A 22,180-nucleotide genomic window follows, 5' to 3' on the forward strand; every position below is an offset into this window, starting at 1 on the left:
CTCGACGATCGGGAACGACGAACTACTGGGCCCGGTGTCCCGGGTGATCATCGGCGACCCTACAGGCCGGACCTGGCCATTCATACAGACAGGTAGGAATTGTCCACCGCGTGGTACATTTCCAGTAGAACTGTGTCAGTCGAACAACCAGGAGGTCGTCATGGCGCTGCACATCACGCACATGGGTCGTACCCGCGGTCGCCCGTTCGAGGGCCAGGCGGAGTACGAGCAGACCCTGCGGGACCTGTCCGAGGCCTCGGTCCAGCGGAACTTCGATCCCTACGTGGACATCGACTGGGACGCCCCCGAGCTCGCCGTGCTCCCGGACGATCCGCGGTGGATCCTCGATTCCCGGTTCGATCCGATCGGTCGCACCGAGTGGTACCGGTCGCAGCCGCGCTCGAAGCAGATCGAGATGGGCATGTGGCGGCAGGCCAACGTGGCGAAGGTGGGCCTGCAGTTCGAGTCCGTCCTGATCCGCGGCATCATGCAGTACACCGCTGTGCAGCCGAACAACTCGCCGGAGTTCCGCTACGCCACGCACGAGGCGAAGGAGGAGTGTCAGCACACGCTGATGTTCCAGGAGTTCGTCAACCGCATCGGCATGGACGTGCCCGGCGGTCCGCTGTGGTTCCGGCGGCTCTCGCCCCTGATCCCGCTGGCGGCCACCACCTTCCCGATGATCTTCTACATGGGCGTCCTCGGCGGCGAGGAGCCCATCGACCACGTGCAGAAGCAGTTCCTGCGCTCCGGCATCGAGCAGCATCCGACGATGACCGCGGTGATGCAGATCCACGTGGCCGAGGAGGCGCGGCACATCTCGTTCGCGCATCAGCTGCTCGAGCACCGCATTCCCACGCGGGGCGCCTTCCCGCGTTTCCTCCTCTCGCTCGCCCTGCCGCTCGTGATGCGCTCGCTGCTCACCGCGATCGCGGTGCCGCCGCGCGAGTTCCGCAAGCGCTTCGACATCCCCCGCGAGGTCTGGAAGGAGATGTACTGGCGCTCGCCCGAGTCGCAGGCGATGAAGCGCGAGGTCTTCGGCGACGTCCGTCTCCTGGCGGAGAAGACGAAGCTGATGAACCCGGTCTCGCGCCTGCTGTGGCGCGCGCTCGGCATCGATGGTCGCGTCTCGCGCTTCCGGAGCGAGCCGGCGTACGCCGCCGGCTGATCCACGTCTCCGTCGAATCCGCCCGGAGCGGAGCTGCCGTGAGCGGTTCCGCCCCGGGCGGATTCGTCTGTTCCGGGCCGGCTGAGCGCCCCACCATGGGTGCATGAGTGATAACCCGACCTTCCCCCGGTTCACCGAGAGCGTGCGCCGCGAGCTCTACGATCGCCGCGTCGTCGTCCTCGACGGTCCGCTCGACGACGACAACGGCTCCCTCCTCGCCACCCAGATCCTCTCGCTGGCATCGGCCGGTACGGAGGACGTCGCCCTCTGGATCCACTCGCCCGGCGGCTCCGTCCCGTCGATGCTCGCGATCCGCGATGTGATGCGCCTCGTCCCGTGCGACGTCTCCACCCTGGTCCTGGGCATCGCGTACAGCGCCGGGCAGTTCCTGCTCTCCGCGGGCACGCCGGGCAAACGCCGTGCGCTGCCGCACGCCCGGGTGCTCATGCATCAGGGCTCCGCCGGGATCGGCGGCACGGCGGTCGACATCGAGCTGCAGGCGGGCGATCTGCGGCACACCCGCGACACCGTGCTCGGCCTGATCGCGGACGACACCGGCCGCCCCGTCGAGCAGATCTTCGAGGACTCCCTGCATGACCGCTGGTACACGGCCGAGCAGGCGCGGGAGTACGGCTTCATCGACGAGATCGTGGACTCCTTCGACACCGTCGTACCCGCACGCCGCCGTGCGGGATTCGACCTGGCGGGAGCGAGCCGATGAGCACCTACACGATTCCGAACGTCATCGACCGCCGCCCCAACGGTGAGCGGATCACCGATGTCTACTCGCACCTGCTCTCCGAGCGGGTGGTCTATCTGGGCACCGCAATCGACGCCGGCGTCGCGAACGCGATCGTCGCGCAGCTGCTCTTCCTCGCCTCCGACGGCGATGGAGAGATCCAGCTGTACATCAACTGCGAGGGCGGCGATCCCAGTGCCGCACTGGCGATCTACGACACGATGCGGTACGTCCGCCCGGCGATCGCCACTACCTGCGTGGGGCAGGCGGTCGCGGTGGGAGCCCTGCTCCTCGCGGGCGGCACCCCCGGCCGGCGGATGGGACTGCCGCACTCGCGGGTGGTGCTGCATCAGCCCTCGGCGCAGGGCCGCGGCACGATCCCCGATCTGATCCTGCAGGCCGACGAGGTGATCCGCGTCCGCGCGCAGATGGAGCGGGTCCTGGCCCGGCACACCGGCCGGACCCCCGAGGAACTCCGGGCCGACACCGATCACGATCGGGTCTTCACCGCCGAGGCGGCAGTCGCCTACGGCCTGATCGACGAGGTGATCGAGGAGGCGTGACGGGTCAGGCCGCCAGCGCCAGGAGCCGGGGGCCGGGGGAGACGGCGTCGGCCGGTCGCGCCGCCCCCGCCCGCGGCGCGACCACCCGCCCCGCGCTCGGCGCGACCGCCCGGGCCGCCGGCACACGGGTCGCCGTGAGATCGAGCCGCAGGACGGGCCGGGCGGTCTGCAGCCGGCGCCCCACCTCGACGGCGATCTCACCGACTCCGGTGTCCAGCGCCCCGGCGATGGCGGCCAGCATCTCGCTGGACGGGTCCTTGAGACCCCGCTCGACCTCGGAGAGGTACTGCGGCGAGATCCCGGCGCGATCGGCGGTATCGCTGAGCCGCTCGCCGCGGGCGTGCCGCAGTCGGCGCAGGTGGGCGCCCAATTCGTGCCGGAACAGTGCCTCGTCACGGATCGTCATACGGTCACGCTACGACGCCCGGGCGTCCGGCACCGTCGGATCCGCTCTGAGCAGCGCGGGCGGCGAGTGGGTACCCTCGGCGGGCATGGTGGACTTCGACCGTAGGGCGTTCCTCGTCGCGGGCACGGGTGCCGTGTTCTCGACTCTCACAGCGCTATCCGTGGGGCGGGCAGAGGCGGCACCCCACGCGGGGCGGAAGGTGGTGTACTCCTACCGCGGCCTCACGCCGCCCGCAGAACTGTTGACCAAGGTCTCGCAGGGGCGGGTGGGCGGCGTCATCTTCTTCTCGGAGAACATCTCCTCCGCGGGCCGGCTCGCCGAGGTCACGGCCGAGTTCCGTACGGCGGCGAAGGGCCCGCTGATCCTCCTCGCCGACCAGGAGGGCGGTCAGGTCAACCGCGTGCCCGGCGGTCCCGCGGCGTCCGCGAAGCAGGTGGGTGCGTCGGCCGACCCGGCGGTCGCGGCGCGGGCACAGGGAGCGGAGGCGGCCGCGGTCCTGGGCCGGGCCGGGATCAACGGCGACCTCGCGCCCGTCCTGGGCGTCCACCGGTCCGCCGGTGACTTCCTGGACAGCACGCAGCGGAGCTTCTCGTCCGACCCGAAGGTCGTCGGAGACTGCGCCGCGGCCTTCATCCGGGCCGCGCAGGGCGCCGGGGTCTCCGCGTGCGCCAAGCACTTCCCGGGGCTGGGCGCGGCCCCGGCGGGGGCGAACACGGACCTGACCCCGGTCACCGTCGACCTGCCCGCCGCGACCCTGGAGTCGGTCGACATGGCGCCGTACGCCGCCGCGATCGCGGCGGGAGTGCGGATGGTGATGCCGTCGTGGGCTGTCTATCCCGCCCTGGACGCGGCGAACCCGGCCGGCATGTCCCGGACGATCCTGCAGACCCACCTGCGCGGCCGACTCGGCTTCCGGGGCACGATCATCACCGACGCGCTGGAGGCGGGCTCCCTCGCGGCGTACGGATCCACGGGCGAGCGGGCGGTCGCGGCCGTCCGGGCCGGCGCCGACCTGCTGTGTTGCTCCGCCCGGGACGTCGCCCAGGGCGACGAGGCCGCGGAGGCGCTCGCACGCGCCGGCCTCTGATCGCGCCGGGTCCGAGTGGAGGTCGTCCGCGCACTCACTGCGCGGCGATCGCGGCCTCCAGCCGGCTGCGGGCCTCGTCCCCGGCGGGACCGGGCAGCATGTCCAGGGCCTTGCCGAGGGGCATCGACCCGGCGAGTTCGAGGAGCTGGTCCAGGGGCATGCCGCCGGCCGAATCGCCGAGCGCCGCCCGGAAGCCCGCGCCGGCCGTGGGATGGGCGGCCCACTCGGCGATCGTGGACTCCAGGTCGAGGCGGTGCACGATCACGTCACCGTCGAGCGTGACATCGGCGCTCTCGTCGATGCTGACGCTGCTCCCGCCGACCTCGATGCGGTAGGCGCCCGGCAGTACCGTCCAGGCGTCGCTCTGCACGTCCCAGTACGCGAAAGCACGGCGCGGCAGGTCGAGGGTCACCGTCGTCGCTGCGCCGGGATCGAGTGCGACCTTGCGGAAGGCGACGAGGGACCGCCGCGGGCGGAGGACCGCGCCCGGCCCACCGGCGAGGTACACCTGCACCACGTGGCTCCCGGCGCGATCGCCCGTGTTCGTGACCCGGACGGTCGCGGTCGCGGTGTCCGGACCGGTGGCTCGCAGGGCGAGGTCGTCGATGCCGAACGTGGTGTAGCCGAGGCCGTGCCCGAACGGGTACCGCGGCGCGATGTCGCGCGTGGTGTACCAGCGGTAGCCCACGAGCAGGCCCTCGCCGTAGCGCACGGTGCCGAGCTCGCCGGGGAAGTGCCCGAAGGCGGGGGTCTCCTCCAGTCGGTGCGGGATCGTCTCCGCCAGGCGGCCCGACGGTTCCGCGTCGCCGAACAGCAGGGCGGCGATCGCGGCGCCGCCGCCCTGGCCGAGCAGGAAGGTCTCGAGGATCGCGTCGACCTCGTCGTGCCAGGCCTCCAGTTCGATCACCCCGCCGCCGACCAGCACGACGACGGTGCGCGGCGCGGCGGCGGCCACGGCCCGGATCAGTTCCACCTGCCGTGGCGCGATCGCGAGGTCCGGCCGGTCGAAGCCCTCGGACTCCTCCGCCTCGGTGAGCCCGGCGAAGACCACGGCCACCCCGGATCTCACAGCGGTCGCCACGGCGTCGGCGCGCAGTGCGTCGTCATCGCCGGTCCCGTCGAGGGCGTAGCCCGCCGAGAACTCCACGGCGATGCCGAGATCGTCACCGCGCGCGGCGATCTCGTCGAGGGGTACGTCGACGCGGGTCGCGTTGATGTGGCTGGAACCACCGCCCTGGTACCGCGGCGTCCGGGCGAGCTCGCCGATCACTGCCACCGGACCCGATCCGGAATCCAGTGGGAGCACGGCGTTCTCGTTGCGCAGGAGTACGGCGGACTGCGCCGCCGCCTCCCGCGCGAGAGCGTGGTGCGCGTCGAGGTCGGGCACGGGCTCCTCGTCCGACGGTGCCCACCGCGTCAGCTCGATCACCCGCTGCGCGGCGCGGGTGACGACGGCCTCGTCGAGCCGACCCGAGCGCACCGCGTCGACGATGCGTCCGGTGCTGTTGGGGCCGTGCGGCATCTCCAGATCCAGCCCCGCACGTACCGCGGCGACCGGATCGTGCACCGCGCCCCAGTCGGAGACCACCAGACCCTCGTACCCCCACTCGTCGCGGAGCACGGTGGTGAGCAGCCAGGAGTTCTCGGAGGCGTGGACGCCGTCGATGCGGTTGTACGAGCACATGACGGTGGCGGGGGAGGCTTCCCGGACGATCCGCTCGAACGCGGGCAGGTAGATCTCGCGGACGGTGCGCGGGTCGGCGTCCACACTGATCCGCATCCGCTCGGTCTCCTGGTTGTTCAGGGCGAAGTGCTTGACCGAGGCGCCCGCGCCGCCGGCCTGCAGCCCCTGCACCTGCGCCGCGCCGAGCGCACCGGCGAGCAGCGGGTCCTCCGAGTAGTACTCGAAGTGCCTGCCGCACAGCGGATGCCGCTTGATGTTCACGCCGGGGCCGAGGACCACGGCGACGCCGAGCGCCCGGGCCTCCGCGGCGACCGCCTCGCCGATGCGCCGCGCGAGGTCGGGGTTCCAGCTCGATCCGATCGCGACGGCGGGCGGGAAGCACGTCGCGGGGGCGGAGGCGTGGAGACCGAGGTGATCGGACGCGCCCACCTGGCGGCGCACGCCGTGCGGGCCGTCGGTCAGGACGATCGACGGCACCCCCGGCGCCGTCGCCGTGGTCCAGAAGTCGGCGCCCGTGAGGAGCCGGGCCCGGTCCTCCAGCGGCAGGTCTGCGGCGGCGGGAGTCATGTCGTTCCTCTCGGTCGGGATGCGGGCCGGTGCTCGGTCAGGGCGTGCAGCGCCGTCGCGACATCGACGTCGACGGTGACATCCGCCAGGCCGTCCCCGCGGGTGCGGCCGCGGTTGACGATCACGATCGGCGTGCCGCGCTTGTGGGCGTGCCGGACGAACCGCAGGCCCGACATCACGGTGAGCGAGGTACCGAGCACGAGCAGGGCCTCGGCATCGTCGACCATGGCGAAGGCGCGGGCCACGCGCGGCTTGGGCACGGACTCGCCGAAGTAGACGATGTCGGGTTTGAGGATGCCGCCGCATGCGGGACAGTCGACCATGGTGAAGTCCGTCGTGTCCTCGACCACCACGTCGGCGTCCGGCGCCACCTCGAGCGCGCCGCGGCCGGCGATCCGCGCGACGAAGCCGGCGTTGAGCGGCTCGAGCTGCGCATGCAGACGATGCCGGCTGATGCGGTAGTCGCAGTTCAGGCAGCGCACCTGGGCGTAGTTGCCGTGCAGGTCCACCACGCCGCGCGACCCGGCCTTGAGGTGCAGCAGGTCGACGTTCTGGGTGATCACCCCGGTGACGCCCGGCAGTGCCGCAAGGGCTCGGTGGGCGGCGTTGGGCAGGGCGGCGTCCATGTGCCGCCAGCCGAGGTGATTGCGCGCCCAGTACCGTCGCCGGAACTCGGCGGAGGCGAGGAACTGCTGGAGCGTCATCGGTGTCCGACGGGGCGCTCCCGGGCTCCGGTAGTCGGGAATGCCGGACGCGGTGGAGATTCCGGCGCCGGTGAGCGCGACGATGCGCCGGCCGCGGAGCAGGGCACGGGCCCGCTCGAGCCGGTCGGCGTAGTCCGGGTCCGGCGAGGTGGCCTCCGCGGGCTCCCAGGCGGGTATCGCAGTGCGCACGCCGTCCAGGCTACCGCCGATCCGCGGCGCAGCACCGTCGGTCGGCGCCGCCGGTCAGCGTGGTCGTCCCGCCCGGGCGGGTCACAATCGCCGGCTGTGGGGCGTCCGGTCGTGCGGGCTCGCGAACGGGTCCAGCTCCGGCACCTTGTTGCGCCGCAGCCACAGCCCGAGCGCGACGAGCGGGACGAGCAGGCCTCCGATGCCCAGGATCAGGAAGTGCCAGAAGCCGTCGATGTGCGAGGTGAGCCACTCGAAGTTCTGGCCGAAGAAGCCCGTGATGAAGGTCAGCGGCAGGAAGATCGTGGCGAGCACGGTCAACTGCTCCATGGTGGTGTTCTGGCGCACGGCCGAATTCGCCTGCTGCACCGAGACCACGGCGATGTTGGCCTGCAGGATGGTGCCCAGCAGGTCGCGCTGTGCGGAGACCTCCTCGTTGACCAGTTGCAGGCGGTCGTACACGTCCCGCAGGTACGGCGCGAGCCGGTCCTCGAGCAGTCCCTTGCCCACTGCGTTGACCACCGCGAGCAGGGGATGCGCGGCGCGGTAGAAGTTCGTGACCTCGCGGCGGAGGAGGTAGATCCGTTCGGTGGGGGCCACCGAACCGGAGAAGACCGTGGACTCGATCTGCTCGATGTCGTGCTCGAGCCCCGCGACGACGGGTTCGTAGCCGTTGACCACCTGGTCCAGGATCGCCCAGAGCACGGCGTCCGTGCCGAGCGCGAGCAGCTCGGGCTTCTGCTCGAGCCGGGCGCGCGCCTGATGCAGTTCGCTCGCGACGCCCTGCCGCACGGTGATGACGAAGTTCGCACCGACGAAGACGCTGATCTCCCCGAAATCGACCTCCTCGCGCGCGTCGTCGTAGCGAGCGGTGCGCAGGATGACGAGCTTGACCGACGACTCGAAGTCCTCGACCTTGGGGCGCAGGTGATAGTCCTGCGCGTCCTCCACCGCGAGCTCGTGCAGGTCGAAGGCCTGCCGGACCGATTCCATCTCGTCGGCGGTCGGTTCGAACAGGCCGAGCCAGACGAAGCCGTCGCCGGCGCACAAGCGAGCGGCGGCGAGCGGCGGGAGGGCGGCCTCCGACTGCCGGGCACCGTCGACGTAGTGCGCGCAATCCACGATCACGGTTGGATTCAACCGCACCGGCGCCTCGCGTGCGGGCGTACCGGCAGGGTCGGCCGGGCCGGTACGGACACCGGGGTCGTTCCGTGACGAATCGCGCATCCGTGGTCGACGGTGCCCATCACCCCTTGCAGATTCATTTTCGTGCACCGAAGTAAGGTTCGGCGGGTGACCACCGAGACCTCGCAGGCACCGTCGATCGCGGCGCGGCTGGACCGCCTTCCCATGACGCGGCTGCACTTCGCCGCCGTCGGGGTGATCGGGCTGGGGCTGTTCTTCGATCAGTACGAGAACTTCCTCGCCGCGACGATCGCGACGGTGCTGAGGAAGGACTTCGCTCTCGACCCCGACCAGCTCAAGGTGCTGCTGGCCTCCGCCTTCATCGGCCAGTTCATCGGGGCGCTGTTCATGGGGAGGCTCGCGGACCGGTACGGCCGGCGCACGGCGTTCATGCTCAACCTGGCGCTGTACTCCGCGATGTCGCTCGCCGGCGCGTTCAGCCCGAACGCCGCCTTCCTCGTCGTCACGCGGTTCATCGCCGGCATCGGGATCGGCGGCGAATTCGCTCTCGCTGATTCCTATCTCTCGGACATCCTGCCGAAGAACGTTCGCGGCACGTACATCTCGCTGGCCTACACGGTCTCCTTCCTCGGGGTCCCGGTGGTGGGCTTCGCGGCGCGCTGGCTGACCCCGCAGGTCTTCGAGGTGGGAGGCGTCGAGGTCCAGGGCTGGCGCCTGCTGTTCATGCTCGGGGCGGTCGGTTCGCTCCTGGTCTGGCTGGTCCGACGGGGCCTGCCCGAGTCGCCCCGCTGGCTGGAGGCGCAGGGGCGGTCCGACGAGGCCGACGCCCTCGTCCGCAGGCTGGAAGCGCAGGCGGTCGCGGAGGGCAAGGTGCTGGTCGAACCCGATGCCTCGCTCCGGCCGGTCGCATCCCGGTCGATCACGATCCGCGCGCTGTTCCGGCCGCCGTACCGCCGGCGCACCGTGATGCTGTGGATCGTCTCCGCGCTGGAGGTCGTCGGTTACTACGGGTTCGGCACGATCGCGCCGCTGGTCCTGCTGGCCAAGGGCTACTCGGTCCAGACCTCGTTGCTGTTCGTCGCGCTGTCCTACATCGGCTACCCGCTGGGCGCGGCGCTGGCCCTCCCGGTCGTCGAGCGGGTCGAGCGGCGCTACCTCGTGATCGGTGCGGCGGGACTGATGGCCGTCTTCGGCGTGTGGTTCGGCTTCGCCTCGAGCCCGCTGCAGATCGTACTGGCCGGCTTCCTCTACACGCTGGCCTCGAACCTGTTCTCGAACGCCTATCACGTCTACCTCGCGGACTCGTACCCCACGGCCATCCGGGGGACCGCCGCGGGCGCCGCGTACTCGCTCTCCAAGCTGGTGACCGCATTTCTTCCGTTCGTTCTGCTTCCGATTCTCGACGAGCGTGGAAGCGTGTGGGTGTTCGCGGTGGTCGCGGCGGCGATGCTCGCGCTGATGGTCACGGTGGCCGTGCTCGGCCACCGGAGCACGGGCCGCTCCGCCGACGAGGTCTAGGCCGTGACCGGTCGGAAGGGACGATCATGAGTGGATCGAGTGCTGCGGCACCCGTCTCGTCGCGGGCGGAGACCCGCCGGGCGATCTGGAACACGCTGCGCGGCAGTTCCGGAAACCTCGTTGAATGGTATGACGTCTATGTTTACACCGTCTTCGCGACGTACTTCGAGAGCCAGTTCTTCGACAAGGCCGATAAGAACTCCACCGTGTACGTCTACGCGATCTTCGCGGTGACCTTCGTGATGCGCCCCGTGGGCTCGTGGTTCTTCGGCCGGTACGCCGACCGCAAGGGCCGGCGAGCGGCGTTGACCATGAGCGTCACGCTGATGGCCGCGTGCTCCTTCGTGATCGCCGTCGTGCCCGGCCGGGAGACCATCGGCGTCGCGGCGGCGGTCGTCCTCATCCTGTGTCGCCTCGTCCAGGGCTTCGCCACCGGCGGCGAGTACGGCACGTCCGCCACGTACATGTCGGAGGCCGCGACCCGCGAACGACGGGGTTTCTTCTCGTCCTTCCAGTACGTGACGCTGGTCGGTGGCCACGTGCTGGCCCAGTTCATGCTGCTCGTACTTCTGGGGATCTTCTCCAAGGCCCAGGTGTCCGACTTCGGCTGGCGCATCGCGTTCTTCGTCGGCGGCATCGCCGCGATCATCGTCTTCTGGCTCCGCCGCACCATGGACGAGTCGCTGTCCGAGGAACAGCTGGCGGCCGTCCGCGAGGGCGCGGACACGTCGTCGGGGACGATGCGCGAGCTCCTCACCGGCTACTGGCGGCAGCTACTGCTGTGCTTCCTCATCACCATGGGCGGCACGCTGGCGTTCTACGTCTACAGCGTCAACGCCCCGGCGATCGTCAAGTCCGCGTACACCGACCACGCCCTGACCGCGACGTGGGTGAACCTCATCGGCCTGATCTTCCTCATGCTCATCCAGCCGATCGGCGGAATGATCAGCGACCGGGTGGGCCGCAAACCCATGCTCGTCTTCTTCGGTGTGGGTGGTGTCCTCTACACCTACTTCCTCATCACCTACCTCCCGAACCTCCACGTGGCGGTCGCCTCGCTCGCGATGGTCTGTTTCGGCTACGTGATCATCACCGGATACACCTCGATCAACGCCCTCGTGAAGGCGGAGCTCTTCCCCTCGCACATCCGTGCCCTCGGCGTGGGTATCGGCTACGCGCTGGCCAATTCGATCTTCGGCGGCACCGCGCCGCTGATCTACGAGGCCGCCAAGAAGTCCGGCCACGTGTCGTGGTTCATCGCCTACGTCACGATCACCATCGCGATCTCGCTGGTCGTCTACATCGTCTTCCTGCGCAACAAGTCCGAGACCTTCCTCGACCGGGAGCGCGGCAGCGCCTTCGTGGTCGACGGTGCGCGATAGCGCTCCAGCCCGGCGGCTTCCATGCCGCGAAGTCGTGCACGATCATTCCGCTGCGGATGCCGAGATCCAGTTGCCGAACTCGACGGCGAGGTGCCACTGATGCTGTCGGAGGAGACGGGCCGGCACGAGGGCCGGGAACTCGACGGTCAGCAGAGCGTCGAGCGCGCCGTCGCGGTCGCGCAGCTGGTGCCGCACGCCGCCGATGCAGGTCCCGTCGTCCAGGAGGGCGAGGCCGGCGATCTGGATCGGGTACGCCGGGTCGGCGGCGGTGTTCAGGCGGTCGGTGCGGGTGTAGTCGACCAGGAACCGGGAAGCGGTGGGGGCGCCGCCGGTGGTCTCGACCACCTCCTGCCGACCGCCGGGCAGGCCGCGGAGCAGGTAGTGGTCCGGGCAGGCGGCCAGCATCTCGGCCTCGCGATTCGACGCGGTCAGGTCGTCGAACCATGCGGCGAACCGTTCGGCGGAGACGCCCGGCGCCTGCAGGCGGGTCACCGCGGTGGCCGATCGACCACGGCTGGCCGCGAGGGTGGCGCGGGTGGTGAGCTCCGAGACCGCGAGCTCGCGCCGGAGCAGGGCGTACACGCCGGCGTGCCCGAGCCGCGTCTTGACCGCCGTGAGCCTCTCCCGCTGCACGGCGATCGGGGCGCGCCGTACGTTCTCGAGCCGCTCGCCGGGTAGTAGCTCGGTCAGTGCACGGGCGCCGAGCCCCGATGCCAGCCTGCGGAACACGACGCGGAGGCGACGCTCCTCCCAGGCCCGCACCTGCCCCGGCGCGACGAGACGGTCGTCGATGTAGGTCCTGATACCGCTGCGGTCGGTCATGGGAAGCCAACTGTCCGTCGAGTCTTGACACGTGATCGTTGTCACCCCATTCTCATCTCTTAACGCTATAAATACAAGCGTTAAGAGAGGGGGGTCACGATGACGGGTGTCAACCCGAGCAGGCGGCGGTTCCTCGCCGGCGCAGCGGGCGCGGGCATCGCGGCGGCAGTGGCGACGCGCGGCGCGAGCCGGGTGTTCGCCGAACCCACCCCGCAGTCGGCGCTACGGACGCGGCTCGCGGGTGTTCCGGTCTCGCAGGCGAGCGTCCAGGCGTGGGAGCGCCGCCGCGTGCCGATCGCCGCCGCGCGCCTGCTGCGGGACTATCCGGGCGTCGCCGCGGGGGAGCTGCGCGCACTCGTGGACCGCGGCACCGTCGCTCCACCGGATCTCCCGGCGGCGCGCGCCGCCCTCGCTCGCACACGCGATCAGCTCGGGGTGGACCGCATCCGCGACATGCTCGCGCCGGAGACGGCGATCGCGGGTGCCGCGACGCTGGCCGCCAAGGCCGTGCCCGGCGGGCGATGGGCGGTCGCGGACACCGAGATCAGCGCGCCGCGGGGCACCGCGGAGGGGATGGCGGAGTGGTTCGCGCGCGAGCGGACGACCGATGATCGATCGACGTGGACGAGTGCGTGCCCCGACCACTACGTCATCGTCACCGGCCGTGACGGGCGGCAGGAGGTGATCGAGGTGACCGGCGGGGCAGTGCTACCGGTGCGGTTCTTCGTCGATTACGCGGACGTCGCCGCGGTTCCGATCCCACGTGACCCGTCGTATCCGCTCGAGATCGCCGGCACGGCGTTCCTGGCGACGGGGGAGATGATCGGCGGCGTGCGCCACCAGTTCCGCGATCTCCCGGGCGGCGGATTCCGCAGCCGGCTCCGTGTCGCCTTCCCAGCGGCCGTTCCGGGCCTGTACATCACCGAGCACCAGTGGCACCTCGCCGTGGAGTTCGGCAACTGGGTCGACGCCTACCTCGCCTCGGCATGACCGCCACGGTCGCGTAGAACTGGGGTATGGACCAGGACGAGGCGCCCCGCCGGCGCACGGGCGGGAGGTCGGCGCGTATCCGGGAGGCGGTGCTCGGCGCGGCACTCGAGCAGGTCGCCGAGTACGGCTTCGAGGGCCTGCGCATCGCCGAGGTCGCGACCCGGGCCGGCGTCGCGGAAACCACCGTCTACCGGCGATGGGCCACACCGACCGCGCTCGTCGCGGACGCGGTCACCGAGCTCGCGGCGCAGGGCAATCCCGCCCCGGACACCGGTGACCTCCGCGCGGATCTCCTTCAGGTCGCGCGACAGATCGCCTCGCTTCTCGCACGGCCCGGGGTGGCGCGGCTCGTGGGAACCACCCTCGCGATGTCGCACGACGCAGAGGTCGACGCAGCGCGGATCCGGTTCTGGGATGCGCGGTTCGCGGGTATCGCGCCCGTGATCGAGCGAGCGGTCGTCCGCGGCGAACTTCCCGAGGGGGTCGTCGCGCGCGACGTGATCGAGGCCGCGGCGGCGCCGATCTACTTCCGTGTCCTGGTCGGTGGCGCGCCGCCGGACGACGCGTTCCTCACCCGGTGCGTCGACGACGCACTGGTCCTGATCGCGGCCAGGGCGTCCCGCGGAACCTGACGATCAGCGCCAGCGGGCGAGCAACTCGTTCGATCGCTCGGTGAGCACCATCTGCCAGATCGGGCCGAAGCTGATCCGGCCCGCGCCGGCGGCGGCCAGAGCGGCCAGATCGTCGGTCGCGGGATTCGCGATCGCGTTCACCGGAAGCGGCAGAGCGTCCGCGAGGTGGCGGAGCGTGGCCATGTCGTGGAAGGCGACGGGGTAGAGCGAATCTGCGCCCGCGTCGGCGCACAACTGCATCCGCGCGATGGCGCGCTCGACGCGATCCTCCGCCTCACCCACCTGGTTCTTGAAGATGTCCGTGCGCGCGTTGATGACGACGTGCACACCCGACGCATCCGCGGCGGCGCGGAGCGCCGCGACGAGGTCCGCGTGCTCCTGGGCGTCGCGGAACCGACCGCCCTCGCCGTGGACGGTGTCCTCGATGTTCAGGCCCACCGCCCCGGCTTGCAGCAGGCTCTCGATGATCCGCTCCGCGGACTGGCCGTAGCCGGACTCGATGTCGACGGACACGGGGACCTCGACCGCCGCGGTGATCTGGGCGACCCGGGTCATCGCCTCCTCGAAGGACATTCCCTCGCCGTCGGGCCGGCCGATCGAATCGGCCATGGGGTGCGAGCCGACGGTGAGCGCGGAGAACCCCGCCGCGACCGCGGTGCTCGCGGACCAGGCGTCCCAGGTGGTCGGTAGGACGACGGGGTCGCCCTTGCGGTGCAGCGACAGGAGCATGGTGGCCTTATCGGCGAGTGAGGTCATACCTCCAGTCTCCTCCATGCCCGCACGATTTCGCCGCCCATCGCGCAACAACACCGCATCCCCGGTCCCCACCCGATTGAACACCGTTATGGAGGCCGTGACCTGCGGTTTTCTCTCCATAACGGTGTTCAATTCGGGTCAATCGACGGCGACCAGGGGGTAGACACCGTTCTCGTCGTGCACCTCGGTGCCGACGACGGGCGGGTTGAAGACGCACAGCATACGCATCCGGGTCCGGGTGGTCACGGTGTGGCGTTCGTGGCCGTCCAGGAGGTACATCGTGCCGGGCGCGAGTGGATACTCGACGCCGGTCTCCCGGTCGAGGAGCGTGCCCTCGCCCTCCACGAGCCAGACCGCTTCGACGTGGTTGGCGTAGTGGAATTCGTTGACGGTGCCGGGCTCGATGACGGTCTCGTGGAAGGAGAAACCGACCTTGTCGCCGCCGAGCACGATGCGCTTGCTGCGCCAGTGGCCCGCGGCGACGTCGCGCTCGGTACCGGTGATCTCTTCGGTGGTGCGGACGATCATCTAGGACAGCACCTTTCGGGTCGCGGTGGCCAAGATGTCCAGGCCGAGGTCGAGGTCGGAGTCGGTGATGGTCAGCGGCGGCAGCAGCTTGACCACCTCGTCGGAGGGACCGGAGGTCTCGGCGAGGAGGCCCTGCTCGTACGCGGCGGCGCAGACCTCGCCCGCCTTGTCGGCGTCGGCGAAGACCAGGCCCTGCACCATGCCGCGGCCGCGGTGGCTGAGTTGCTCCGGGAACTCGGCGCACAGGTCATCGAAGCGCTTCTCGATGTGGGCGCCCTTGCGCAGGGTCTCCTTCTCCAGAGCGTCGTCCGACCAGAATTCGTCGATCGCGTGCTTGGCGGTGACGAACGCCGGGTTGTTCCCGCGGAAGGTGCCGTTGTGCTCGCCCGGACCCCACACATCCAGCTCGGGCTTCATCAGGGTGAGCGCCATCGGAAGGCCGTAGCCGCCGATCGACTTCGACAGCGTCACGATGTCCGGGGTGATCCCGGCGACCTCGAAGGAGAAGAACGGACCGGTACGGCCGCAACCCATCTGGACGTCGTCGACGATGAGCAGCATGTCATGTCGCTCGCACAGATCGGCCAGCGCGCGCAGCCACTCGGGCCGTGCGACGTTCACGCCGCCCTCGCCCTGGACGGTTTCGACGATGACGCCGGCGGGCTTGTTCAGACCACTGCCGGAGTCGGCGAGGACGGCTTCGAACCACTGGAAGTCCGGTGCGGCGCCGTCGAAGTAGTTGTCGAAGGGCATCGGCGTGGCGTGGACGAGCGGGATACCGGCACCGCCGCGCTTCATCGAGTTGCCGGTCACCGACAGCGCGCCGAGGGTCATGCCGTGGAAGGCGTTGGTGAAGTTGATGATCGACTCACGGCCCTTCACCTTGCGGGCGAGCTTCAGTGCCGCCTCGACGGTGTTCGTGCCGGTCGGTCCCGGGAACTGCACCTTGTAGTCGAGGCCGCGCGGGCGCAGGATCTTGTCCTCGAAGGCCTGCAGGAACTCGCCCTTGGCCACGGTCGACATGTCCAGCGAGTGGGTGATGTGGCCCTCGGAGATGTACTCGACCAGTGCCTGCTTGAGCTTGGGGTGGTTGTGGCCGTAGTTGAGTGCGCCTGCGCCGGCGAAGAAGTCGAGGTAGCGGCGGCCGTCGCGATCGATGAGCCAGGATCCCTCTGCCCGATCGAAGACGGCGGGCCAACCGCGCGAGTAGCTGCGGACCTGCGACTCGCGGGTGCTGAAGATCGTGGGCTGCTCGAAATCGGTAGTGCTGGTGTGATCGTCGGTCAGGATTGCCATGGTGATCCTCCTAGTGGGCCGTGCAGCGGCCCGCGGTCAGGCGGGGTCGATGGTGTACAGCTGCTCGGGATCGTGTGGTTCGGATTGGTTGGGGGAGATGTGGTGCGACGCGAAGAGTTCGCTCACCGCGAGGGTGGAACCGCGCTTCTTCGCCACTGCGCCGAAGAGCTGCTGGGACGCGGTGTTGTCCGCGGTGATCGTGGTCTCCAGGCGTGAAACGCCCTCCACCGCAAGACGGTCCAACAGATCGATGAGCATGCGTGAGGCGATGCCGTGGCCGCGGTGTGCGGCGTCCACCGCCACCTGCCACACGAACAGGGTGTCCGGGCGGTCCGGCCGGCGGTAGCCCGTGACGAAACCCGCTACGGCGCCGTCGCGTTCGGCGACGATCGATGAGGCGGCGAAGTCGCGGCACAGCAGCGTGTACGCATACGTCGAATTGAGATCGAGAACCTCGGTGTCGCGGGCGATCTCCCAGAGCCGAACTCCGTCGTCGATCGACGGGTGCCGGGTGGAAACCCCCGTTTTTGCGGGGGCTGTGGGGTCGCTCTTGTGAGACGGGCTCATCGCTTTCGACGCTAACAACCGGCATTGCGGAAGTCACCCGCGCTCGGAAATCGGTCAGCGGCGGACCGGAGTATCCCCAGCGAGTCGGGTCAATGTGAGATGAGTCACATCACGGCTGCGGAGGGGCGAGCCGTGCGAGCGATCCGACCTCCAGTGCGGCCCACAGCGCACCGTCGGGGCCGAGGGTGATGCCGTGCGGCTCCGAGCCGGGCACGGGCAGCTCGTACCTGCGGATTCGCCCCTCAGTGTCGGCCGAGCCTAGGGCATTGCCTGCCCACTCGGTGAACCACATGCGACCGTCGGAACCGGCGCAGACGCCGTGCGGGCGGGCCGTGGCGTCGGGCAGCGGGTGGTGCGTGACGGCACCGTCGGGCGTGATCCGGCCGATCCGCCCCGCCCCGATCTCGACGAACCAGAGGGCTCCGTCGGGCCCGGAGGCGATGCCGACGGGCGCGCAGCCGGGGGAGTCCAGGGCGACGACGGAGACGGACCCGGCGGTGTCGATGCGGCCGATCGCATCGGCCTGGTTGAGCGGGAACCACAGCGCGCCGTCGGGGCCGGCGGCGATCGCGGAGGGGAAGGCGCCGGGGATCGGCAGCTCGAACCCCGTGACCTCGCCCGCCGTGGTGACCCTGCCGATCCGGTCAGTGGCGGTCGCGGTGAACCACAGCGCGCCGTCGGGCCCGGCGGCGAGGCCGAAAGGGCCGCACCCGGGCGGCAGGTCGATGTGCGAGACCTCGCCGTCGACGGTGATCCGGCCGAGGCGGTGGGCGCGGTACTCGGTGAACCACAGCGCGCCGTCGGGCCCGGTCGTGATGACCGTGGGGCCGGTGTCCGGGCCGACGGGGTACCGCACCGTCTCCCCGGTGGTGACGTCGTACCGACCGATCTCCCCGCTCCCGACGAGCGTGAACCACAGGCCGCCATCCGGGCCGGTGGTCAGGGCGTACGGGCCGGCGCCGGGAACGTCGTGGACGGTGATCGTCATCGGGCGGCCTCTCGTGCGGCGAGGAAGGTGTCGACCTCGGCGGCCGTCGGGGCCGCAGCGGCCCCGGGAGCGGTGGCGGTGAGCGCGCCCGCCGCGTTGGCGCGGCGCAGGCGTTCGGCGGGTGGCAGGTCCCAGTGCGCCGCGAGCGCCCCGGCGAACGCGTCCCCGGCGCCGGTGGTGTCCACAACGTCGACCGCGAATCCCGGGGCGACGACGGTGCCGTCCGGTCCGGTCGCGCGGGCACCGTCGCTTCCGAGCGTGGTGACGACGTACGGCACGCGCCCCACGACCTCCACGAGCGCCTTCTCCTCGTCGCGGTTGACGATCACCCCGTCGAGGAGTTCCACGAGCTCGTCGGGGAGTTCCTGCACGGGGGAGGGATTGAGCAGGACGACGGTGCCGGCCGCCCGCGCTGCGCGGGCGGCGTCGAGGACCGCCGAGAGCGGGATCTCCAGCTGGAGCAGCACGACATCCGCACCGGCGATCGCCCGCCGCACGCCCTCGTCCACGGTGACCGAGCCGTTCGCACCCGGCACCACCACGATGTGGTTCTCGCCCGAGGCATCCACGGTGACGTTCGCGAAGCCGGTGCTGCCCGCGACCCGCGCGACGCGCGTGACGTCCACACCCGCCGCGGCGAGCGAATCGAGCACCGTCTCGGCCGCGTCGTCCTCGCCCACCGCGCCGGCGAAGACCGCCGAGGCGCCGGCCCGGGCGGCCGCGCGGGCCTGGTTCGCGCCCTTTCCGCCCTGGCCGAAGGTCACGGAGACGCCGGTCACCGTCTCGCCCGGCCGCGGGAAGCGCTCGCACACCGTGATCGCGTCCAGATTGACGCTGCCCACCACCACTACCGACGTCATGACCGCACCCTACGGCCCACGGCAGCCGTAGGCTCGGGCCATGACCATGATTCGTCCGTTCCTCATGTTCCAGGGCGGCGTCGCCGCGGAGGCGATCGACCTGTACGTCACCGTTTTCGACGGTGCGGTGCTCGCCTCGGTGCCGCACGCGGATCCGCAGCACGGCATCCAGCTCGCGGAGCTGGTGATCAAGGGCGAGCACGTGCTGATCAGCGACAGCTCCGTCGATCATGCCTTCGATTTCACCCCGTCGACCTCGCTGTTCGTCGAGTGCGACGACCGCGAGGAGCTGGAACGCCTGACCGCGGCCCTCGGCGCGGGCGGGACGACGTACATGCCGCTCGGCGAGTACGGCTTCTCCCAGGCCTTCGCGTGGGTGGGGGACAGGTTCGGCGTGTCCTGGCAGCTCAACCTCGCGTGACGGCCCGCGCGACGGTGCCGGGGCTCGCGTCACGCTGAGCGCAAGCCTGGGCGGACGGACGCCCGCGCCCTATCGTCGGGCCCCATGAGCCGTCAGATCCGTTTCAACGCCTTCGACATGAACTGCGTCGCCCACCAGTCCCCGGGTCTGTGGCGGCATCCGAAGGACCAGTCGCACCGCTACAAGGAGCTGAGCTACTGGACGGATCTGGCGAAACTGCTGGAGCGCGGCACGTTCGACGGCATCTTCATCGCCGACGTCCTGGGGATCTACGACGCGTACAAGGGCAACGGGGACGCCGCGATCAGGCACGCCGCCCAGGTCCCGGTCTCCGATCCGATCCTGCTGGCCTCGGCCATCGCGGGCGCCACCGAGCACCTCGGCATCGGGATCACCGCGGGCACCGGCTTCGAGCACCCGTTCCCGTTCGCGCGGCGGCTGACCACGCTCGATCACCTCACCAACGGGCGGATCGGCTGGAACGTGGTGACGGGGTACCTGCCGTCCGCGGCGAAGAACATGGGTCAGCTCGACCAGTTGCAGCACGACGAGCGCTACGACCACGCCGACGAGTACCTCGAGGTGCTCTACAAGCTGTGGGAGGGCTCGTGGGAGGACGACGCGGTGATCCGCGACCGCGAAACGGGCGTCTTCACCGACCCGGCGAAGGTCCATCCGATCGGCCATCACGGCAAGTACTTCGACGTACCGGGCATCCACGTCGGGGAGCCCTCGCCACAGCGCAGCCCGGTCATCTACCAGGCCGGAGCATCGCCGCGCGGGCTGAAGTTCGCCACCGAGAACGCGGAGGCGATCTTCGTCGCAGCCCCCACCAAGGCGATCCTCAAGAACCTGGTCCGCACGATCCGCGAGGGGCTCGTGGCCAACGGCCGGGATCCCTACTCGGCGAAGGTGTACACGCTCCTCACGATCGTCACGGACGAAACGGAGGCCAAGGCGCAGGCCAAGCTCGAGGAATACCACCGCTACGCGAGCGTCGAGGGCTCACTGGTCTTCATGTCCGGGTGGATGGGCGTGGACCTGGGCGCCTACGACCCGAGCGATCCGGTCGGCGACGTGAAGTCCAACGCCATCATCTCGGCGGTCTCCAACTTCCAGCAGGCCGACCCCTCCGGCAGGGAGTGGACGGTCGAGGACATCGGCAAATGGGGCCGCATCGGAGGCATGGGGCCGGTGCTCGTCGGCTCGGCCGAGCGCATCGCCGACGAGCTGCAGGAGTGGGTCGAGGAGACCGACGTCGACGGCTTCAACCTGGCGTACGCCATCACGCCGGGCACCTTCGAGGACATCGTCGAGTTCGTCGTCCCCGAGCTGCGCCGCCGCGGCGTCTACCCCGAAGCCTACGTCCCCGGCACCCTGCGCCACAAGCTGTTCGGGCAGGGCGACCGGCTGCCCGCCGATCACCCCGCCCAGCGCTACCGCTACGCGGGCGCCAACTCCTTGGTGTAGAGGGCGTCGCCCTTCGCGTCCTTCAACCGCACCGTCAGGGTGCGTGTCCCGCCGTCGATGCTCACGTGGCCGAAGTGCTGGAAGCCCTCGGCAGGAGAGGCGTTCGGCTTGTCCGGGGCGTGCACGAACTCGTACTGCGCACCGAAGGTTCCGTCGAGCGGGCTCTGCGGGAACGCGCCGGCGTTGAGCGGCCCGGAGACGAACTCCCAGAACGGCGAGAAGTCCTGGAACGCAGCCCTGTCCGGGTGGTACGAGATCGCCGCGGTGTAGTGCACGTCCGCCGTCAGGTAGACGACGTTCTTCACGTCCTTGGTGCGGGAGAGGATGCGGGAGAGGGCGATCTCGCGGCCGAGCGGCGCGCCGCCGTCGCCCTGGGCGACCGCCTCCATCGACTTCGGGCCGTCCTTCGGATCCGAGAGGGAATCGGGGACCACGATGCTGAGCGGCAGGTCGTTCGCGACCACCTTCCACACCGCTGTCGACGAGGTGAGGCCGTCGATGAGCCATTGCGTCTGCTTCTCGCCGAGGATTCCGCCGTCGTCGGAGGTCTTCCAGGCGTTCGGGTTCGGGTCCTTGTAGCTGCGCATGTCGAGCACGAAGACGTCCAGCAGCGGACCGTAGGAGATCTTCCGGTACACGCGGCCGTCGGCTGCCTCCGTGGGCTGCACCGGCTGCCACTCGCGCCACGCCCGGTAGGCGAAGTCCGCCAGCTTGTTCACGTCGGTCTCGGTGTAACCCTTGCGGTTCTGGCCGGCGAGGCTCTCGCCCGGGAACCAGTTGTTGATCACCTCGTGGTCGTCCCACTGGACCAGCTGCGGGACGTTCGCCGCGAACCGGCGGTAGTGCTCGTCGGTGAGGTTGTAGGCGTAGTTGCCGCGGAAGTCCGCGAGAGTCTGCGCCACATGGTCCTTCGCCGCGGCGGTCACGCTGCGGTAGACGCCGCCGTCGTTCTGCTTCTGCGATTCCGGCACGGGGTTGTCGGCGTAGATCGCATCGCCCGAATGCACGAAGAAGTCCGGCCGCACGTCCGCGATGGCGCCCATGATCGCCATGCCGCCGTCACGGTTGATGCCCCAGCCCTGGCCCACCACGTCGCCCGACCAGGCGAAGCTCACGTTCCCGTGCGCCGACGGGGCCGTGCGGAAGGTGCCGGCCACGGGCTCGGACGTCGCGCCGTTCTCGTCTTCCAGGGTGACGCGGTAGTGCACGCTCTGGCCGGGTTCGAGACCGGTGATGCGGAACCGGCCGGCACCGTCGGAGTTCGGATCGAGCAGCGGTCCCACGAACCGGCGCGGGTTGCCGAAGGACTCCGAGGACGCGGTCTCGACGATCATCCGCGCGGGGGTGTCCGAGCGCGCCCAGATCAGCGCACCGTCGGGACGCGGATCGCCCGAGGCGACGCCGTGCGTCAGGGTGGGGCGGGCGCGGACGACGCCGGGGGAGGAGGCGGCGGGACCGTCGGACGACGTACCGCAGGCGGACAGCAGGGAGCCGGCCGGGATGAGCAGGGCGCCTACGGTTCCGGCCTTCAGCAGGGATCGGCGGGGAAGCGGGACATCACTGAGGGGCATTGCCGAGACGATGCCGCAGACGGGTTCCGGCCCGGCGAACACGGGGTTACCAGCGCGGATGTCAACAGATGTCCACCTGGTGAACCGGTGAGGGTGGATCGACCCTTCGATTCTGTTAACGTCGAAGCT

Annotated in this window: 22 protein-coding genes; 10 read left to right on the forward strand and 12 right to left on the reverse strand. The window is 70.3% G+C overall.

Annotated features, from left to right (window positions below):
• Window positions 1–160: 160 nt before the first annotated feature.
• The 3 genes from AC21LY_RS19895 to AC21LY_RS19905 all read left to right on the forward strand — a co-directional run bounded on the left by AC21LY_RS19895 (window position 161) and on the right by AC21LY_RS19905 (window position 2,470).
• Window positions 161–1,168, forward strand: a complete 1,008-nt coding sequence (locus AC21LY_RS19895) for an AurF N-oxygenase family protein (protein WP_489048293.1) — start codon at window positions 161–163, stop codon at window positions 1,166–1,168.
• A 103-nt stretch (window positions 1,169–1,271) separates the two neighbouring features.
• Window positions 1,272–1,889 (forward strand): ClpP family protease, encoded by a 618-nt coding sequence (locus AC21LY_RS19900; protein WP_489048294.1) that lies wholly within the window; start codon window positions 1,272–1,274, stop codon window positions 1,887–1,889.
• The gene (locus AC21LY_RS19905) at window positions 1,886–2,470 is read left to right on the forward strand and encodes a ClpP family protease (RefSeq protein ID WP_489048295.1); all 585 of its coding nucleotides are present in this window, start codon (window positions 1,886–1,888) and stop codon (window positions 2,468–2,470) included. The genes AC21LY_RS19900 and AC21LY_RS19905 overlap by 4 nt, the downstream gene beginning before the upstream one ends.
• A 4-nt stretch (window positions 2,471–2,474) precedes the next feature.
• Here AC21LY_RS19905 and AC21LY_RS19910 read toward each other — a convergent pair whose 3' ends face one another.
• A complete protein-coding gene (locus AC21LY_RS19910; protein WP_489048296.1) occupies window positions 2,475–2,876 on the reverse strand; it encodes a helix-turn-helix domain-containing protein in 402 nt (133 codons plus the stop codon).
• An 85-nt stretch (window positions 2,877–2,961) separates the two neighbouring features.
• Between AC21LY_RS19910 and AC21LY_RS19915 the strand changes: the two genes are divergently transcribed.
• The gene (locus AC21LY_RS19915; RefSeq protein ID WP_489048297.1) at window positions 2,962–3,963 is read left to right on the forward strand and encodes a glycoside hydrolase family 3 N-terminal domain-containing protein; all 1,002 of its coding nucleotides are present in this window, start codon (window positions 2,962–2,964) and stop codon (window positions 3,961–3,963) included.
• Window positions 3,964–3,997: 34 nt separating this feature from the next.
• Here the strand turns inward: AC21LY_RS19915 and AC21LY_RS19920 are convergent, their stop codons facing one another.
• The 3 genes from AC21LY_RS19920 to AC21LY_RS19930 all read right to left on the reverse strand — a co-directional run bounded on the left by AC21LY_RS19920 (window position 3,998) and on the right by AC21LY_RS19930 (window position 8,232).
• Complete coding sequence (locus AC21LY_RS19920; RefSeq protein WP_489048298.1) at window positions 3,998–6,214, reverse strand: glycoside hydrolase family 3 C-terminal domain-containing protein; 2,217 nt, start codon at window positions 6,212–6,214, stop codon at window positions 3,998–4,000.
• Window positions 6,211–7,107, reverse strand: coding sequence for a Sir2 family NAD-dependent protein deacetylase (locus AC21LY_RS19925; protein WP_489048299.1), 897 nt, complete (start codon window positions 7,105–7,107; stop codon window positions 6,211–6,213). The genes AC21LY_RS19920 and AC21LY_RS19925 overlap by 4 nt, the downstream gene beginning before the upstream one ends.
• Before the next feature lie 81 nt (window positions 7,108–7,188).
• Window positions 7,189–8,232 (reverse strand): magnesium and cobalt transport protein CorA, encoded by a 1,044-nt coding sequence (locus tag AC21LY_RS19930; RefSeq protein WP_489048300.1) that lies wholly within the window; start codon window positions 8,230–8,232, stop codon window positions 7,189–7,191.
• Window positions 8,233–8,397: 165 nt separating this feature from the next.
• Here AC21LY_RS19930 and AC21LY_RS19935 point away from each other — a divergent pair, with 165 nt between their 5' ends.
• Both AC21LY_RS19935 and AC21LY_RS19940 read left to right on the forward strand, forming a co-directional pair.
• Window positions 8,398–9,768 (forward strand): MFS transporter, encoded by a 1,371-nt coding sequence (locus tag AC21LY_RS19935; RefSeq protein WP_489048301.1) that lies wholly within the window; start codon window positions 8,398–8,400, stop codon window positions 9,766–9,768.
• A gap of 26 nt (window positions 9,769–9,794) precedes the next feature.
• Window positions 9,795–11,150, forward strand: a complete 1,356-nt coding sequence (locus tag AC21LY_RS19940; protein ID WP_489048302.1) for an MFS transporter — start codon at window positions 9,795–9,797, stop codon at window positions 11,148–11,150.
• A 42-nt stretch (window positions 11,151–11,192) separates the two neighbouring features.
• Here AC21LY_RS19940 and AC21LY_RS19945 read toward each other — a convergent pair whose 3' ends face one another.
• Window positions 11,193–11,972 carry a hypothetical protein gene (locus AC21LY_RS19945; RefSeq protein WP_489048303.1) on the reverse strand — a complete coding sequence of 260 codons (780 nt, stop codon included), beginning with the start codon at window positions 11,970–11,972 and terminating at the stop codon, window positions 11,193–11,195.
• A 99-nt stretch (window positions 11,973–12,071) separates the two neighbouring features.
• On the opposite strand from AC21LY_RS19945, the gene AC21LY_RS19950 reads away from it, so the two are divergent.
• Both AC21LY_RS19950 and AC21LY_RS19955 read left to right on the forward strand, forming a co-directional pair.
• Window positions 12,072–12,962, forward strand: coding sequence for a hypothetical protein (locus tag AC21LY_RS19950; RefSeq protein WP_489048304.1), 891 nt, complete (start codon window positions 12,072–12,074; stop codon window positions 12,960–12,962).
• A 26-nt stretch (window positions 12,963–12,988) separates the two neighbouring features.
• Window positions 12,989–13,594, forward strand: coding sequence for a TetR-like C-terminal domain-containing protein (locus AC21LY_RS19955; RefSeq protein ID WP_489048305.1), 606 nt, complete (start codon window positions 12,989–12,991; stop codon window positions 13,592–13,594).
• Window positions 13,595–13,597: 3 nt separating this feature from the next.
• Here the strand turns inward: AC21LY_RS19955 and AC21LY_RS19960 are convergent, their stop codons facing one another.
• The 6 genes from AC21LY_RS19960 to AC21LY_RS19985 form a co-directional block, all read right to left on the reverse strand.
• A complete protein-coding gene (locus tag AC21LY_RS19960; RefSeq protein WP_489048306.1) occupies window positions 13,598–14,350 on the reverse strand; it encodes an isocitrate lyase/PEP mutase family protein in 753 nt (250 codons plus the stop codon).
• 138 nt (window positions 14,351–14,488) lie between these two features.
• A complete protein-coding gene (locus AC21LY_RS19965) occupies window positions 14,489–14,878 on the reverse strand; it encodes an ectoine synthase (RefSeq protein WP_489048307.1) in 390 nt (129 codons plus the stop codon).
• Window positions 14,879–16,174 (reverse strand): diaminobutyrate--2-oxoglutarate transaminase, encoded by a 1,296-nt coding sequence (gene ectB / locus AC21LY_RS19970; RefSeq protein ID WP_489048308.1) that lies wholly within the window; start codon window positions 16,172–16,174, stop codon window positions 14,879–14,881.
• Between the two features lie 36 nt (window positions 16,175–16,210).
• Window positions 16,211–16,741, reverse strand: coding sequence for a diaminobutyrate acetyltransferase (gene ectA, locus AC21LY_RS19975; RefSeq protein ID WP_489048309.1), 531 nt, complete (start codon window positions 16,739–16,741; stop codon window positions 16,211–16,213).
• A 109-nt stretch (window positions 16,742–16,850) separates the two neighbouring features.
• Window positions 16,851–17,729 (reverse strand): Vgb family protein, encoded by an 879-nt coding sequence (locus tag AC21LY_RS19980; RefSeq protein ID WP_489048310.1) that lies wholly within the window; start codon window positions 17,727–17,729, stop codon window positions 16,851–16,853.
• Window positions 17,726–18,589 carry a PfkB family carbohydrate kinase gene (locus AC21LY_RS19985; RefSeq protein ID WP_489048311.1) on the reverse strand — a complete coding sequence of 288 codons (864 nt, stop codon included), beginning with the start codon at window positions 18,587–18,589 and terminating at the stop codon, window positions 17,726–17,728. Before AC21LY_RS19985 ends, AC21LY_RS19980 begins: the two co-directional genes overlap by 4 nt.
• 40 nt (window positions 18,590–18,629) lie before the next feature.
• Between AC21LY_RS19985 and AC21LY_RS19990 the strand changes: the two genes are divergently transcribed.
• The gene (locus tag AC21LY_RS19990; RefSeq protein WP_489048312.1) at window positions 18,630–19,010 is read left to right on the forward strand and encodes a VOC family protein; all 381 of its coding nucleotides are present in this window, start codon (window positions 18,630–18,632) and stop codon (window positions 19,008–19,010) included.
• A gap of 84 nt (window positions 19,011–19,094) precedes the next feature.
• Window positions 19,095–20,480, forward strand: a complete 1,386-nt coding sequence (locus AC21LY_RS19995; RefSeq protein ID WP_489048313.1) for an LLM class flavin-dependent oxidoreductase — start codon at window positions 19,095–19,097, stop codon at window positions 20,478–20,480.
• Here AC21LY_RS19995 and AC21LY_RS20000 read toward each other — a convergent pair.
• A complete protein-coding gene (locus tag AC21LY_RS20000; protein ID WP_489048314.1) occupies window positions 20,453–22,051 on the reverse strand; it encodes an alkaline phosphatase D family protein in 1,599 nt (532 codons plus the stop codon). The genes AC21LY_RS19995 and AC21LY_RS20000 overlap by 28 nt on opposite strands.
• Between the last annotated feature and the right edge of the window lie 129 nt (window positions 22,052–22,180).

This window comes from Tsukamurella sp. II2bb, assembly GCF_057815145.1.